The sequence below is a fragment of the Teichococcus aerophilus genome, from assembly GCF_014490485.1.
Lineage (GTDB): Bacteria > Pseudomonadota > Alphaproteobacteria > Acetobacterales > Acetobacteraceae > Pseudoroseomonas > Pseudoroseomonas aerophila.
In genome coordinates, this window is the sequence record NZ_JACTVA010000039.1 from 1 (window position 1) to 14,385 (window position 14,385).

14 protein-coding genes are annotated in these 14,385 nt (G+C 70.4%); 2 read left to right on the forward strand and 12 right to left on the reverse strand.

The genetic code is table 11. From position 1 onward, the window contains the following. Window positions 1-1,033: D-alanyl-D-alanine carboxypeptidase family protein (locus tag IBL26_RS18165; protein ID WP_187785932.1), on the reverse strand; the 1,033-nt coding region annotated here is incomplete at its 3' end. A gap of 734 nt (window positions 1,034-1,767) precedes the next feature. Between IBL26_RS18165 and IBL26_RS18170 the strand changes: the two genes are divergently transcribed. Next, window positions 1,768-3,291, forward strand: coding sequence for an MmgE/PrpD family protein (locus tag IBL26_RS18170; RefSeq protein WP_187785933.1), 1,524 nt, complete (start codon window positions 1,768-1,770; stop codon window positions 3,289-3,291). 444 nt (window positions 3,292-3,735) lie between these two features. Here the strand turns inward: IBL26_RS18170 and IBL26_RS18175 are convergent, their stop codons facing one another. Further along, the gene (locus IBL26_RS18175; protein WP_187785934.1) at window positions 3,736-4,890 is read right to left on the reverse strand and encodes a hypothetical protein; all 1,155 of its coding nucleotides are present in this window, start codon (window positions 4,888-4,890) and stop codon (window positions 3,736-3,738) included. Between the two features lie 81 nt (window positions 4,891-4,971). Here IBL26_RS18175 and IBL26_RS18180 point away from each other — a divergent pair, with 81 nt between their 5' ends. After that, window positions 4,972-5,961 (forward strand): 2-hydroxyacid dehydrogenase, encoded by a 990-nt coding sequence (locus tag IBL26_RS18180; RefSeq protein ID WP_187785935.1) that lies wholly within the window; start codon window positions 4,972-4,974, stop codon window positions 5,959-5,961. Window positions 5,962-6,173: 212 nt separating this feature from the next. Here the strand turns inward: IBL26_RS18180 and IBL26_RS18185 are convergent, their stop codons facing one another. The 10 genes from IBL26_RS18185 to IBL26_RS18230 all read right to left on the reverse strand — a co-directional run bounded on the left by IBL26_RS18185 (window position 6,174) and on the right by IBL26_RS18230 (window position 14,356). After that, on the reverse strand, window positions 6,174-6,650 hold the full coding sequence (locus IBL26_RS18185; protein WP_187785936.1) for a GNAT family N-acetyltransferase: 477 nt from the start codon (window positions 6,648-6,650) through the stop codon (window positions 6,174-6,176). Next, a complete protein-coding gene (locus tag IBL26_RS18190) occupies window positions 6,650-7,030 on the reverse strand; it encodes a methylglyoxal synthase (protein WP_187785937.1) in 381 nt (126 codons plus the stop codon). The genes IBL26_RS18185 and IBL26_RS18190 overlap by 1 nt, the downstream gene beginning before the upstream one ends. A gap of 285 nt (window positions 7,031-7,315) precedes the next feature. Then, window positions 7,316-7,948, reverse strand: a complete 633-nt coding sequence (otnC, locus tag IBL26_RS18195; RefSeq protein ID WP_187785938.1) for a 3-oxo-tetronate 4-phosphate decarboxylase — start codon at window positions 7,946-7,948, stop codon at window positions 7,316-7,318. Further along, a complete protein-coding gene (gene otnK / locus IBL26_RS18200) occupies window positions 7,945-9,198 on the reverse strand; it encodes a 3-oxo-tetronate kinase (protein ID WP_187785939.1) in 1,254 nt (417 codons plus the stop codon). Before otnK ends, otnC begins: the two co-directional genes overlap by 4 nt. Before the next feature lie 335 nt (window positions 9,199-9,533). Further along, complete coding sequence (locus tag IBL26_RS18205; RefSeq protein ID WP_187785940.1) at window positions 9,534-10,427, reverse strand: class I SAM-dependent methyltransferase; 894 nt, start codon at window positions 10,425-10,427, stop codon at window positions 9,534-9,536. Further along, window positions 10,424-11,464, reverse strand: coding sequence for a glycosyltransferase family 4 protein (locus IBL26_RS18210; protein ID WP_187785941.1), 1,041 nt, complete (start codon window positions 11,462-11,464; stop codon window positions 10,424-10,426). Before IBL26_RS18210 ends, IBL26_RS18205 begins: the two co-directional genes overlap by 4 nt. Beyond that, window positions 11,464-11,862 carry a 6-pyruvoyl trahydropterin synthase family protein gene (locus IBL26_RS18215; protein ID WP_187785942.1) on the reverse strand — a complete coding sequence of 133 codons (399 nt, stop codon included), beginning with the start codon at window positions 11,860-11,862 and terminating at the stop codon, window positions 11,464-11,466. The genes IBL26_RS18210 and IBL26_RS18215 overlap by 1 nt, the downstream gene beginning before the upstream one ends. 34 nt (window positions 11,863-11,896) lie before the next feature. After that, window positions 11,897-12,856, reverse strand: a complete 960-nt coding sequence (locus tag IBL26_RS18220) for a zinc-dependent alcohol dehydrogenase (protein ID WP_187785943.1) — start codon at window positions 12,854-12,856, stop codon at window positions 11,897-11,899. Next, complete coding sequence (locus IBL26_RS18225; protein WP_241749536.1) at window positions 12,853-13,728, reverse strand: RibD family protein; 876 nt, start codon at window positions 13,726-13,728, stop codon at window positions 12,853-12,855. The genes IBL26_RS18220 and IBL26_RS18225 overlap by 4 nt, the downstream gene beginning before the upstream one ends. A gap of 70 nt (window positions 13,729-13,798) precedes the next feature. Further along, window positions 13,799-14,356, reverse strand: coding sequence for a VUT family protein (locus IBL26_RS18230; protein WP_187785944.1), 558 nt, complete (start codon window positions 14,354-14,356; stop codon window positions 13,799-13,801). Window positions 14,357-14,385 lie beyond the last annotated feature (29 nt).

The following is a 14,385-nucleotide window of genomic DNA, read 5'->3' on the forward strand; positions in this document are numbered from 1 at the left end:
CAGCGGCGGCGCGCGGCGCAGGGGTGCGGGCAGGGGCGGCGATGGCGGGGCGGCTGACGACGCGGCGGACAGAGCCACCGGCCGGCGGCGGTGCCTGCAAGCGCGCCAGGGCGGAAGCCGGCGCCGCGTTCGCGGTGCCAACGAGGGAGGGGCCGTTGCGGCGCCCGGCCATCATCATGTCGGTCGGCGGGCCACCGCGGCCGCGCTCGGCGAAGCCACGGTCCAGCAGCGCCATGACATGCGAGTCGCGCTCCCAGCTCGACGCACCGCCGAACACCACGGCGATCATCCGCACGCCGTCCCGCATGGCACTGGCGGCCAGGTTGAAGCCGCTGGCATTGATGAAGCCGGTCTTGATGCCGTCGGCGCCGGGGTAGTTGTCCAGCAGCCGGTTGTGGCCGCTGATGGTGGTGCCGCGCCACTCGAAGGACTGCACGCTGAAATAGGAGTAGCGCTGCGGGAAGTCGCGCACCAAGGCCTGGCTGAGGATCGCCATGTCCCGCGCCGTGGTCACCTGCTGCGGGTCCGGCAGGCCGGAGGCGTTGCGGAAAGTCGTGCGGCTCATGCCGAGGGACCGGGCACGCGTCGTCATCATGCGGCCGAACGCGGCCTCGGTGCTGCCGGAGAGATGCTCGCCCAGCGCGGCGGCGGCGTCGTTGGCGGATTTGGTGATCAGCGCCAGGATGGCGTCGCGTGCCGTGATGGTGCTGCCGGCCCGCAGGCCGAGCTTCGAAGGCGGCCGTGCTGCGGCGGCCTGGGAGACGCGGATGCGTGTCTCCGGGGACAGGCGGCCGCGATCCATCGCCTCGAACGCCATGTAGAGCGTCATCATCTTGGTCAGGGAGGCGGGGTAGCGCCGTTCGTCCGCCGCGATGGAGACGATCGGCTCGTTGGTATTGGCGTCCATGACGAAGGCGGCGTATCGGTCACTGCCGATCTGTGCGCGGGCTGGCGCTGCGGTGAAGAAAGACAGAATAACCGCGAGCAGCGCGAAGGCGCAGGCGCGGCATCCGGCGAGGCCGTGATGCGGCATGATGGCAGCTCCCCTCCTGCGCGCGGACATCCCCCCCGGGCACCGCGCGCATCCCTCCCGCCCATCTCCGATCCGGACAGGGCGGGGCGTACCAGCACTCCCCCCACAGGCGTGGCGGTACGTGGCCGCACAATGCAGGCTCGGGCCGGTGGATGGAAGCGCCGGATGCCGCTTTTGTGGAGAAAAATTCATTCTCCATTCGAAGCGGCAATGAACCCGGTGGAAGACGGAGAGGGGCCGTGTCCGGGCGGCAAGCCTGAGCTTCACGCGAGAGGGCATGCGGCGGCAAGCGCGATTCTTCCAGGCGCCGGGAGGTGTGTGGCCAGCGATGTCGCCACGCGAGATGGCGCTGCCATGTGCCGCGGTAGCGAACGGACGGCATGCCTCTTGTGCCAGCGCGCGCCGGTTCGCGACACAGCGGTGGCTGCAGGTGCTGCGCGCCCATTCGCGATCAGGCTGCGTGAGTGCGCCCGGTGGCACACGGGATGCCGGGGGCGTGAGCGGCGATGCCTTCATGCGCGCGTCCATGCCCGCCACGCTGCCTTGGTCGCCGCGCCGGAGATCCGCCGGCAGGAACAGGCGGCGCCGCCGAGCGTCCGTCACCCATCCGGTGATGTCTTCCTGCAACCCTGCACGGGCCGTGGCGGCGGCTTCGCGACAGGCGCGATGGACGCCGCCGCACTTGCAGCGCAAAATCCTGCATAAGCATGAACGCAGCAGGAGGAACGCCGCGCATGAAACTGCATCCCGTCAAAGTCCACCCGTCCAAGGCGCTGTTGAAGCGCGAGGACCAGCTGGCGTGGAAGATCGCCGGCGTCGCCGCCGACAAGGTGGCCGTGCAGAAGCCGGTCGCCGACATGATCATCAACCGCATCATCGACAACGCCGCCGTCGCCGTGGCTTCCGTCAACCGCGCGGCGCCGACCTCGGCGCGCGCCATGGCCATGGGGCATGCGCGCAAGGGCGGCGCCGCCATCTTCGGCCTGCCGGGCACGAAGGGCTTCAGCCCGGAATGGGCCGCCTGGGCGAACGGCACGGCGGTGCGCGAGCTGGACATGCACGACACCTTCCTCGCCGCCGACTACTCGCATCCGGGCGACAACATCCCGCCGGTGCTGGCGGTGGCGCAGACGATGGGCAAGTCCGGCCGGGACCTGATCCGCGGCATCGCCACCGGCTACGAGATCCAGGTGAACCTGGTGCGCGCGATCTGCCTGCATGAGCACAAGGTGGACCACATCGCCCATCTCGGGCCTTCGGCGGCGGCCGGGATCGGCACGCTGCTGGGGCTGAAGCAGGAAGTGATCTTCCAGGCGGTGCAGCAGGCGCTGCACACCACCATCACCTTCCGCCAGAGCCGCAAGGGCGAGATCTCCACCTGGAAGGCCTTCGCGCCCGCCCATGCCGGCAAGCTGGCGGTGGAGGCGGTGGACCGCGCGATGCGCGGCGAAGGCGCGCCGAGTCCGATCTACGAAGGCGAGGATTCCGTCATCGCCTGGGTCCTCTCCGGCCGCAGCAACCGCGACGACGTCTATGGCCCGACCTATTACGAGGTGCCGCTGCCGGAGAAGGGCGAGGCCAAGCGCGCCATCCTGGATACCTACACCAAGGAGCACTCGGCCGAGTACCAGAGCCAGGCGCTGATCGACCTCGCCTTCCGCATGCGGGGCAAGATCAAGGACCAGGCGGCGATCGAGAAGATCATCCTGCACACCAGCCACCATACCCACTACGTCATCGGCACCGGCGCCAACGACCCGCAGAAAATGGACCCGAAGGCGAGCCGGGAGACGCTGGACCACTCCATCATGTACATCTTCGCCGTCGCCTTGCAGGACGGCGGCTGGCACCATGTGGACAGCTACGCTCCAGCCCGTGCCGGGCGCGCCGATACCGTGCGGCTGTGGCACAAGATCGAGACGCGGGAGGATGCGGAGTGGACGCGCCGCTACCATTCCACCGACCCGGCGGAGAAGGCCTTCGGCGCGCGCGTCGAGGTGCTGTTCAAGGACGGGACGTCGCTGGTCGATGACATGGCGGTGGCCAACGCCCATCCGCTGGGTGCCAGGCCGTTCGGGCGGGAGGACTACATCCGCAAGTTCGAGATCCTGACGGATGGCATCCTGGCGCCACGGGAGAGCGCGCGGTTCCTGGAGGTGGTGCAGGATCTGCCGAAGCTGGCCGCAGGCGAATTGCACCTGCTCAATGTCGCTGTGCCGCGCGGTGCGCTGGCCGAGGGCAAGCCGGGCATCTTCTGACCCGCCCGGCCCGGCGGGAAGGTTTCCAAATCCTTCCCGCCACCACCGGCAAGATGCCGGAGCGAGGGTCTGCCGTTCTTCTGCCATGATGCGCGTCGAGAAACGGGCTTCGCGATGACTTCGCGAAACCCGAAATGCAACGCTCGCGCGCGGATTTCGTTGACAAGAGGATTGCGCGTGAAGATAGCGTGTTCCGCGTGCACATCAGCGGGTCGCGATTCGCGGAAAGCCTGTCAAGACGGCAACCGCGATGAGGTCGTAGCAACGGTGTGGAAGCGACGGGCGGAGTTATTCGGGAAGCGATGATCGGCCGTCCGGCCAGCAGGTTCGCCAGTCCAGGCGCGGGAATGTGGCAAGCCACATCCGGCGATGCAGGACATCGGCGGGGGCTGGGGAGGCGGGAGGCAGCTTCCCGGGCGGACGGCCCGGCGCGGCGAAGTTTTTCTAGATTGAACACGACACGGCTTCGTCACTGCCCTGGGACGGTGCGGGGCGATTTGGCAAGGAGAGCCAGTACATGAGCGACGACAACGAAACCGGCACGGGCCGCGCGCAGCCGATGGCGGTGAGCACCAGCCGCCGCACCTCCGGCACCCGCAAGGCCAGCACGGCGGGCCGCAAGCCCGCCGCGACCAAGGCCGCGGCTGCGCCGAAGAAGGCGAGCACGGCGAAGTCCGCCACCGCGAAGAAGGCGCCGGCCAAGAAGGCCACGGCGACGACGACGCGCAAGGCGGCCGGCACGCGCACCGCCGCGGCGGCTAAGAAGACCACCACCGCGCGCAAGCCGGCGGCGGCGAAGAAGGCTGCCGCTGCGCCGAAGAAGGCGACCGCGACGAAGTCCGCGACCGCCCGCAAGACCGCCGCGCCGAAGGCCGCCGCGAAGAAGACCACCGCTTCCACCGCGCGCAAGGCGACCAGCACGCGCACGGCGGCCGCCGCCAAGAAGACGACCACCGCGCGCAAGCCGGCGGCGCCGAAGAAGGCGACGGCGACGAAGGCGGCGACGACCCGCAAGGCCGCGACCACCAGGAAGACCGCCGCGCCGAAGTCGGCCACCGCGAAGAAGACCGCGGCGCCGAAGAAGGCGGCGACCAGCCGGACCGCCACGGCCAAGAAGGCGACGACCGCGCGCAAGCCGGCCGCCGCGAAGAAGGCCACCACGACCCGCTCGGCCACCGCGAAGAAGACCGCGGCGCCGAAGAAGGCGACGACGACGAAGGCGTCCTCCACCCGCAAGGCAGCCGCGCCGAAGAAGGCGGCGGCGACCACCCGCAAGGCGGCCGCGCCGAAGAAGGCCGCCGCGACGCCGAAGAAGGCGACGACGGCGCGCAAGCCGGCTGCCCCCAAGAAGGCAGCCGCGGCGCCGAAGAAGGCCTCCACGCCGCGCAAGCCGCGCGCCGAGAAGGTGACGGAGGCCCCCGCCGCCGCGACGCCCGCGCCGAAGAAGACCGCGACGCGCGCCCGCAAGAAGGTGGACTCCGTCCTGCCGCCGGTGATCGACATGGAGCCCGCTCCCGTCGTGACGCCGGAGCCGCAGTCGGAAGAGATGACCGGCAACTGAGGCATCCGCCTCCCGGTTCGAAAGGGCGCCGCTGGCAACAGCGGCGCCCTTTTTCGTGCCCGGGCTGGCTTTGCAGCCCCCGATCCATCGCCTAGCCTGGATGCATCGGGAGAAACGACATGAGCGATAATGTGCGGCGCGTCCTCTATCTCAGCCACGCGCCGGAGAAGGTCTACGCACTCTGGCATGCCCGCATGCCGGAGGGGACGGAGCTGCTGACCCTCTCTTCCAACGACGATGCGGAGCGGTTGGAGAAGCTGGCGGTCGCCGATGCGGTCATCGTCGCCCCCGCCGTGCTGAAGCCCGAATGGGTGGCGCTGGCGCCGCGCCTGAAGCTGGTGCAGCACCAGGGCGTGGGCTGGGAAGGCGAGACGCCGATCGCCGCCCTGCGCGAGCGTGGCATCCGCCTGGCGATCAATCCGCTCGGCACGCCTGATGTCGTCAGCGAGCACGCGCTGGCGTTGATGTTCGCCTGTCTGCGGCACATCCCGCGCGCCGACGCCGCGATGCGGCGGGGCGAATGGCTGGGCACGGCCATCCGCCCGATCTCGCGCAATCTGCGGGGGCGCACGGTGGGCATCGTCGGCATGGGGCGCATCGGCTCCGCCGTCGCGGCGCTGCTGCAGCCCTTCAATGTGCGCGGGCTCTATACCGACCCGGCGGTAAAGCTGCCGGAGGGACTGGAACTGGCGCTGGGCTTCCGCCGCGTGCCGATGGACGTGCTGCTGCGCGAATCCGACATCGTCACGCTGCATCTGCCGGCCACTGCCGCCACCCGCCACATCATCAACGATGCCTCGCTGGCGACGATGAAGCCGGAAGCCATTCTGGTGAACTGCGCCCGTGGCGCGGTGGTGGACGAGGCGGCGCTGGCCCGCGCGCTGGCCGCCGGCACCATCCGCGCCGCAGGCATCGATGTGTTCGACCCGGAGCCGCCGCGCCCGGACAACCCGCTGCTGGGGCTGCACAACGCCGTGCTGACGCCGCACGTCGCCGCCGGCACGCTGGATGCGATGATGTCCAAAGTGGAAGGCGCGACGGCGAATCTCGGCCGCTTCTTCCGCGACGGCTCGCTGGAGGATGAGATCGACCTGTCGCTGCTGCCATGAGGAACCGGCATGCCATGGGCTGGACCGGCAGGTAGCGCACGGCATGTCAGCAAGGCGAGGGCGTGCCCGCTGCATGGTTTGCGGCGGACACGACCTGGCGAAATCGGGAAGGCCACCTTCTCCCGTCGGTGCCGGAATCTCCATTCGGCGTCAAGCGCCGCGATACCTGAGCGAAGCAAAGTTGAGGCAAGGGGGTATCCCATGCCTCCGCTTTACTCCTCTTGCGCGGCGGCCTTGTTGCGGCGGAGCGGGCGGGAGAAGCGCAGGGACGTGTCGGCAAAGCCCTGTGCGCGGTAGAAGTCGTGCGCTTCCTTGCGGCGCAGGCCGCTGGTCAGTTCCAGTGTGTCGCAGCCCGCCTGCCGCGCCGCCTGCGCGCCCGCCTTCAGCAGGATACGCCCGATGCCGCGCCCGCGTTCCTGCTCATCCACCACCAGGGTGGTGATGCGGGCGACGGGCCTTGCCTCCTGCAGCATCGGGCACCAATGCAATGCGATGACGCCGACGACGGGGCCGTAATCCGCCGCCACCAGCAGGCTGCCCTGGCCGTCGCGCATCACCATCGCCAGCCGGTCGGCGGCGTCCTGCGGCGGGATGGGGTAGCCAAGCTGGCCGATCAGCCGGGCGATGTCGGCGGCATCGGCGGGTACGGCGCCCCGGACCTCGACACCCTGGCGTGGACCGTGCGCCATCAGCGGCGCAGCAGCCCGCCAGCGACCAGCAGGTCCGCCGTGGCGGGGCTGAAGGCGCAGGGCACGTCGTATACCAGGGCAATCCGCAACAGCGCCTTCACGTCGACGTCGTGGGCCTGGGGTGCCAGCGGGTCGGGGAAGAAGATCATGCCCTGCACCCGGCCCTCGGCGATCATGCCGCCGATCTGCTGGTCGCCGCCCAGCGGGCCGCTCTTGACCGTGGTGACGTTCAGGTCCGGGTTGCGGTCCTGCAGCACGCCGCCGGTGGTGGCGGTGCAGATCAGCGCGTGCGGTGCCAGCTCCTCCGCATGGCGCGCGGCCCATTCGGCCAGCGCCGGCTTCATGCGGTCATGCGCCACCAGGGCGAGGGTGAGGGGCATCGGGCATCCTCCAGAGCATGGCGGGCAGAGACCGGCCACGCGGTCAGACCAGTGTCAACGCCCCCACCCTGGCGGCCGATGCGTCGGCGGATCTCAGCACGATCATCCGAGGCGACAACGGCGAAGGCTGGCGTCGCGTGAGCAGGCGGCGGGCCAGTACATGTTCGCCGCATCGAACCGTGGCGCGCAAACCCCGGAGCGTGACGGTTTGCGGTCGAAGCTCGAAAAGCCCGTATCACGCGATCTGACAAAGCCGTAGAGCACGGCGCGCGAACGGAGCACGCTCTAGCCGAAGGTGGAGAGAAGGTCGTCCACCTGCGCCGGCGTCAGTTCCCGCGCCGGCTGGCCGCGTAGCATCAGCGCCAATTTCGCGGATTCCTCAAGTTCCTCCGCGGCATAGACCGCGTCGGTCAGCGTCTTGCCGGAGACGACGGGGCCGTGATTGGCCAGCAGCATGGCGCGGGAATTCTGCGCCGCGGCGAAGACCGCCGGTTCCATCGACGCATCGCCCGGGCGGTAATACGGCACCACCGGCAGGCGCCGGCCAACGCGCATGACGAAATAGGGCGTCAGCGGCGGGATCGGCGCATCCTCCCCCGGCTCGGCCAGGCAGCCGATGGCGGTGGCATAGGTGGAATGCAGGTGCACCACCGCGCCGGCTTCCGGCCGCGCCGTCAGCACCGCGCGGTGCAGGAAGACTTCCTTGGACGGCTTGTCCCCGCCCACATGCCGCCACTCCGTGTCCAGCTTGCTGATGCGCGCCGGGTCCAGCTTGCCGAGCGACGAATTGGTCGGCGTCATCAGGTAGCCATCCGGCAGGCGCACGCTGATGTTGCCGGCGCTGCCGACCGAGTAGCCACGCTGGAACAGGCTGGCACCGAAGGCGGCCAGCTGCTCGCGCAGGTCCTGCTCGGTCATGGCTGGAACGCCTTGAGGAAGAAGTCGCGCGCACCGAAATTGCCGGATTTCAGCGCCAGGTGCAGCCCGGCCGGCTCCGCATAGGTCCAGGGCACGCCAGGGTCGATCTGCGGGCCGATGCGCAGGCTGGTGATGCCCAGCGCCTGCACCACGGCGCCGGAGGTCTCGCCACCCGCCACGACCAGGCGGCCGACGCCGCGCGCCACCAGCTCGGCCGCCACGGCGGCCAGGGTGTGCTCCACCAGCATGCCGGCGGCATCGCGTCCCAGCTTCTGCTGCAACGCCGCCACCTTGTCCGGCGCCGCGCTGCCGACGATGACGACGGGGCGTTCCTCGTTCAGCTTGCCGTCCATCCACGCGCGCGCCTGCTGCGCCAGTGCCTTGGCATCCGGCGTGGCCAGCGCATCGAGTTCCAGCACCGGCACATGGTCCCGCGCCAGCCCGATCTGCCCCAGCGTGGCGCGGGAGCAGGAACCGACGACCACCGCCATGGCACCCTTGGCTTCCGGCAGGCTGTCCGCGTCACCCCGGTCCGGCAGCAGGCCCTGGTTGCGGAAGTTCTGCGGCAGGCCCATGGCGATGCCGGAACCGCCGGTGATCAGCGCATGGTCGGCGCAGGCGGCGCCGATGGCGTGCAGGTGCTCGTCCGTCACCGCATCGGTGATGGCGTAGCGGCGCCCGCCATCCCGCAACTGGTTGAAGGCGCGGCGGATGGCGGATTCCCCCTGGTCCACAACGGAGAACGGGACGAGCCCGACGCCTGCTTCCGTCTGGCGGGACAGCACGCGCACCAGATTGGCGTCGCGCATCGGGGTCAGCGGGTGGTTCTCCATCCCGCTCTCGTTCAGCAGCGCGGTGCCGACGAACAGGTGGCCCTGGTAGATGCTGCGCGCATTGGCGGGGAAGGCCGGGCAGGCGATGGCGAAGCCGGCCTGCAGCCGCTTCATCAACGCATCCGCCACCGGGCCGATATTGCCTTCATCCGTGCTGTCGAAGGTGGAGCAGTACTTGAAGAAGATCTGCTTCGCGCCACCCGCCAGCAGCGCATCGCAGGCCGCCAGGCTCTCGGCCACCGCGTGGGTGACGGGCGCGGTGCGGGACTTCAGCGCCACCACCACCGCATCGGCGTCCGGCAGCGGGCCTTGCGGAACGCCGATGACCTGCACGGTCCTCATGCCGTGGGCGACGAGCATGGCCGCCAGGTCGGTGGCGCCGGTGAAGTCGTCGGCGATGCAGCCGAGGATGGGCATGGTGGTATTTCCCCCGAATCTTCCTGGGCGCGCTTGGCACACAGGGCGCGAAGCACGCAGTCCGTTAGAAGCTAGAACCTGTTCGCCACGGCGGCTAGAGCGCGCCCACCGAACCGGTGCGGCCGGCCTCACCTTCAGCGCGCGTTTCAGGTCCCGACTTGCAAAGATCGCGCACCGGTGGCCGGACACCGGATTGCTGTCAGGCCGCGCGCGTCACATCCAGCCTATCGCCATCAGAGAGTGTCCGCCCGCCGCAGACGGATGCGGCGGCCAGGCTCTGTCCACACCTCAACCTGCGTAAAGCCTAAGGGAAATACGCTGGCTGCCGTGGCGGGTCAGTTGATGGTCAGCGCGGTCTTGGCCACCGATGGCGGCAGCGCCAGCAGATCGGCATGGCCGACCCGGGCCACCAATGCGCCACGCGCCGCCTGCAACTGGCGTGCGCGCCGCCAGGCCTCGATCCGCGCCCGCAGCACGGGCGGCAGGCTCTTGCCGGCGGCATCGGCATGGCCGTCGGCCAGGGCCTCCGCCATGTTCGGCGTCGCGGCCGGGATGTGCCACGGGCTGGGCGCGGTGACGACGCGGAAGCCTTCGGCCCGGAAGGCACGCGCCATCTCGCGCGGGGCGTCCGGGCCCAGGGCGCGGCCGCCGAAGCCCTTGTCCCGCCGCTGGTCCTGCCGGAAGCCGCGGGCAATCAGCCGGTCATCCGCATGCGGCGGGTAGAAGCCCTCATGCCCGTTCACGTTCAGCGCGGCATAGAACGGCACGCGCAGCGTGGCCGCCATGCGGGAGACCCAGGGGCGGGAGACCAGGTCGCACAGCGCCGTGCTGACCACCGCATCCGCCTGATCCAGCTTCAGGTTGCCAGGCGCTTCCGCTAGGTCGGCCAACTGCGCCTCGACCCGCCAGACGCCGACGGGGGTATGGATCAACATCACCTGCCGCTTGGGCAGCGTGACGATCCAGCCGACCTGCTCGGCGGCTTCGCCGATGTCGTTAAAGGCGCGCTCCAGCAGCCGGGCGTCGGCATCCACCAGAGTCCAGATCTGCGTGCGGCCGATATAAGGCGCCAGCCAGCGGAACAGCGCGCCGGTGCCGGCGCCGAGGTCGAGGATGCGCGGCCGCACCGGCAGCGCTTCCGCCAGCAGCAGCGCCAGGGGGACGGAGCGGGCGCGGGAATCGAACTGCTCGCGCAGCTGCAGCCAGTCGCCGTCGAAATCGTCGCTCATGACGTGGTGTCCATCTCGGCCAGGAAGGCGTCCGCGCGGTCCGGCCAGCGGGGCAAGGCCTGCCCGGCCTTCCACGCGGCCTCCGCCATCTCCGCCCGCAGCGCCGTGTCGAAGATCGGCCGCCGCATGGCGCGGGAGAGGGAGGTGACGTCGCCGGGCGGCGCGATCACCCCCGCCTGGCGCGGCACCACGTCGGCGATGGCGCCGCCGGCGGTGATGGCCACCGGCAGGCCGCGCGCCAGCGCTTCCGCCGCCGCCATGCCGTAGCCTTCCCAATGCGTCGCCAGCGCGAACAGGTCGGCGCCGGCATAAAGCTGTTCCAGCTCCGCCTGCTGCACCTCGCCCGCGAAGGTGACGCGGTTGGCGATGCTCAGCTCCTCCGCCAGGGCTTGCAGGCTCTGCGCGTGCACCGGGTCCCGCGGCCCGCCGGCGATGGTCAGCGTCCAGTCCAGGTCGGTCAGCTTCGCCAATGCGCGCAGCAGCACGTCATGCCCCTTGCGCGGCACCAGCACGCCGACGGCGAGGATGGCGCAGCCCGGCCCGCCGGAACCCTTGCTGCGCGGGGCCGGGTCGGTCCCCGGCTCCACCACGCCGATCTTCGCCGCGTCCACCGGGAATTCCTGCGGCAGCCGGTCGGCGGTGAGGCGGGATGTCGCGACCAGCCGGGCCATGCGCGGGAACAGCAGGCTTTCCAGTTCCTTGAGCCGGGCGCGGTCGGCTTCCAGCACGCCGGGCTCGATGGCGGTGGGGTGGTGGATCAAACCGACGGCGCGGCGCTGTACCAGCTCATCCGCCAGTGGCGCGAAGGCGGGCAGGCCGAGACCGTCGATGATGATGCGCGTGTCCGCACCGATCCCCGCCAGCGCCGCTTGGGCGGAGGCCTCGGCGGCGTCATCCGGCAATGGGTGACGGCCTGCCAGCTCCACCACCTCCACCGCGTGCCCGGCGGCGCGGAAGCCTTCCACCAGCCGCCGGTCGTAGCCATAGCCGCCGGAAATAGTGCCGAACGGCCCCGGCACCAGCAAGGCGAGCTTCATTAAAGCGCGGCCTCGTAAGCCGCCCAGGCCAACGGGCTTTCACGCAGCAGCACCTTGATGGACTGCACCGCCTTCGCGGCCTCGCCCAGCCGCCCGGCCTGGATGACCTCGACCAGCTTGCCGTGGATGTAGGAACACAGGAACTCGGTGCTGGTGTTCTGCCCGGCGAATTCGCCCATGTCGTCCAGGTTGTTGTAGTCGAACCCATCGAGGATGCGGCGCAACTCGACACGCGCGGCGGCGATGTCGATCAGCAGGTTCAGACGGTCGAGCTTCTCGGCGCGGAACTCCGCCTCCACCACGAAGGTGGCGCCGTGCACGCGCTGGGCCGGGCCGAATTCCTCGCCCTTGAAGCTGTGGGCGACCATGACGTGGTCGGCGACGGTCAGGCTGTACATGCGGCGTGTTCTCTCGGGAAAAACGGATGATGGCTCAATAGGTGACGACGGGGCAGAGCGGCGCAACCTCTCCCGGCGCTGCCGGGCCAAGGAGTTTTGCCATGCGGGCCGGCAATTCGTCGAAGCGCAGCACCGGGCCGCACAACGCATCCAGCACCGGATCCTTCAGCAGGGAGAGCGCCAGCGCCATCCGCTCCGCATAGCTGCGCCGTCCGCACATCGCCGGCGCGACGCTGCCGACCTGGGTGGAAAGCAGTTGCAGCCGTTTCACATGGAAAGCCTCGCCCAGCGGCAGCGCCACCTGCCGGTCGCCGTGCCAGGAGGCTTCCAGGATGCGCCCCTCGAAGGCAGCGCAGTGCAGCGCCTGGCGCAACCCGGCCTCGGTGGCGGAGGTATGCACGATCAGCTCCTGCTCCAACGGCGCCTCGTCCGGCGTGGCGAAGTTCAGGCCCAGCAGGTCCACCACGGCGCGGCGGGACAGGTCGGTATCCACCACCGTCACCACCGTGCCGGGGATCCGCCCCAGCAGCCAGGCGGCCAGCAGGCCGACGACGCCGGCGCCCAGCACCAGCACCCGCTCCCCCGGCAGCGGCCGCGCATCCCACAGGATGTTCACCGCCGTCTCCATGTTGGCGGCCAGCACGGCGCGCTGCGTCGGCACGCCTTCCGGCACGGGGATGCACATCTCGCGCGGCGCCAGGAACAGGTCCTGATGCGGATGCAGCACGAAAACCCGGTGGCTGTCCGCCAGCGTGCCGACCGCCGCGTAGCCGTATTTCACCGGGTAGGAGAACTCGCCGGCCTGCAGCGGCGCCCGCATGGTGCCCCACTGGCTGGGCGGCACATGACCGTTGAAGACCAGCCGCTCGGTGCCGCGCGAGATGCCGCTGGCCAGGCAGCGCACCAACACCTGGTGCGGACCGGGGGTGGGCAGCGTTTCCTCGCGGATCTCGCCCTGGCCGGGGGCGGTGGCCCAGAAGGCGCGCGCCCTCACGCACGGCCCTCGCACACGGCGGGGCGGGCACGGTGCAGCGCGATGTCGAACAACACGTCATCCCCCAGATTGTGCACGCCCCATTCGAAGCGCAGCCCATCGGCGATGCGCGCCGCTTCCGGCAAGGTGAAGGCCGGGATGCCGGAGCCCAGCAGCACCGGCGCGACGGTCACATGCAGCCTGTCCAGGCACCCTGCCGCCAGGAAGCGGGAGACGGTGAGGCCGCCGCCCTCGACGAAGATGCGCGTCAGCCCACGCGCCGCCAGCAGCGGCAGCAGGGCCTGGATGTCCAGCCCACCGATGGCGGCACGGGGCACGCGCAGCACATCCGCCGCGCCATGCGTCTCGCCACCGCCCGAATCGTCGGCGCAGACCAGCAGGGTGGGCGGGCCGCCCGCGGCGAAGATGCCGTAGTCGGGCCCGAGGCGCCGGTCGGTATCCAGCACCACCCGCACTGGGCTGGGGCCGCAGCATTCGCGCGTGGTCAGGCGCGGGTTGTCGTGCTTCACGGTGCCGGCGCCGACCACGACGGCATGGCACAGAGCGCGCAGCCGGTGGGTGTGCAGGATATCCCCCCGCCCGCCGATCCACTGGCTGGAGCCGGAGGTGGTGGCGATGCGCCCATCCAGCGTCTGCGCCAGCCGGCCCAGCACCATGCAGCCATCCGCTGCGCCGGGGGGCGCCAGCACCGGCGCGAACAGCCGCGCCAGCGCGCAGCCCGCTACCACCGGGGGCGTGGCCGCGATCGCATCGGGCAAGGGCGTCCGGCCCGGCGCATCGCGCAGCGCCAGCAGGCTGGTCCAGGCCAGGTCGTCGGGCGTGTCCCCGGATGTATCCAGGGGGGGCGTGTCCAGCGGGGGCGCATCCATCATGGAGAGCCTAACGCAAGAAACGCCCCCAGGATATCAAGCCGGATATCAAGCCGGAGCGCAGGCGCGGATATCAGGCGGGAAGGATGCCCCGCCGCTCATCCGCACGGCGCACCCAGGCCACCAGCGGCAGGGACAGCAGCACCATCCACAGCTTGCCCAGCACCTGCCCGGGCAGGAAGGACAGGTCGCCGAACGCGATCCACAGGAAGGCTAGGCTATCGACCACCAGCCCGACGACACCGGAGGCCAGCACCGCCAGTACCAGGTTGCGCCGCTGCAGCGGGGTATAGACGGCGAGGTCCGCCGTCTCGCTGATCAGGAAGGCGGCGGCGGAGGCCAGCACCAGCGCGGAGGGCGCCAGGGTGGCGGAGATGACGGTGCCGGCCAGGATGGCCATCCAGGCATAGCCCAGGCCCAGGCGGCGCTGCACCATGTCCCGCAACACCAGGGCCAGGCCGATCATCAGCACGCCGGAGGGCGCCATGACGCCAGGGGCGACCGGGATGAGGCAGGGGCCCTGCGGCACGCACACGGTGCCGGCATGGCCGATCAGCCAGTTGGCGGCGGGGATGGTCAGCCCGAAGGCAACGAGGGCGACGAAGCCCTCCAAACGGCGGGTATCGGTCATCTGCGAGTTTTCCCAGGAGGGGCGGGTGC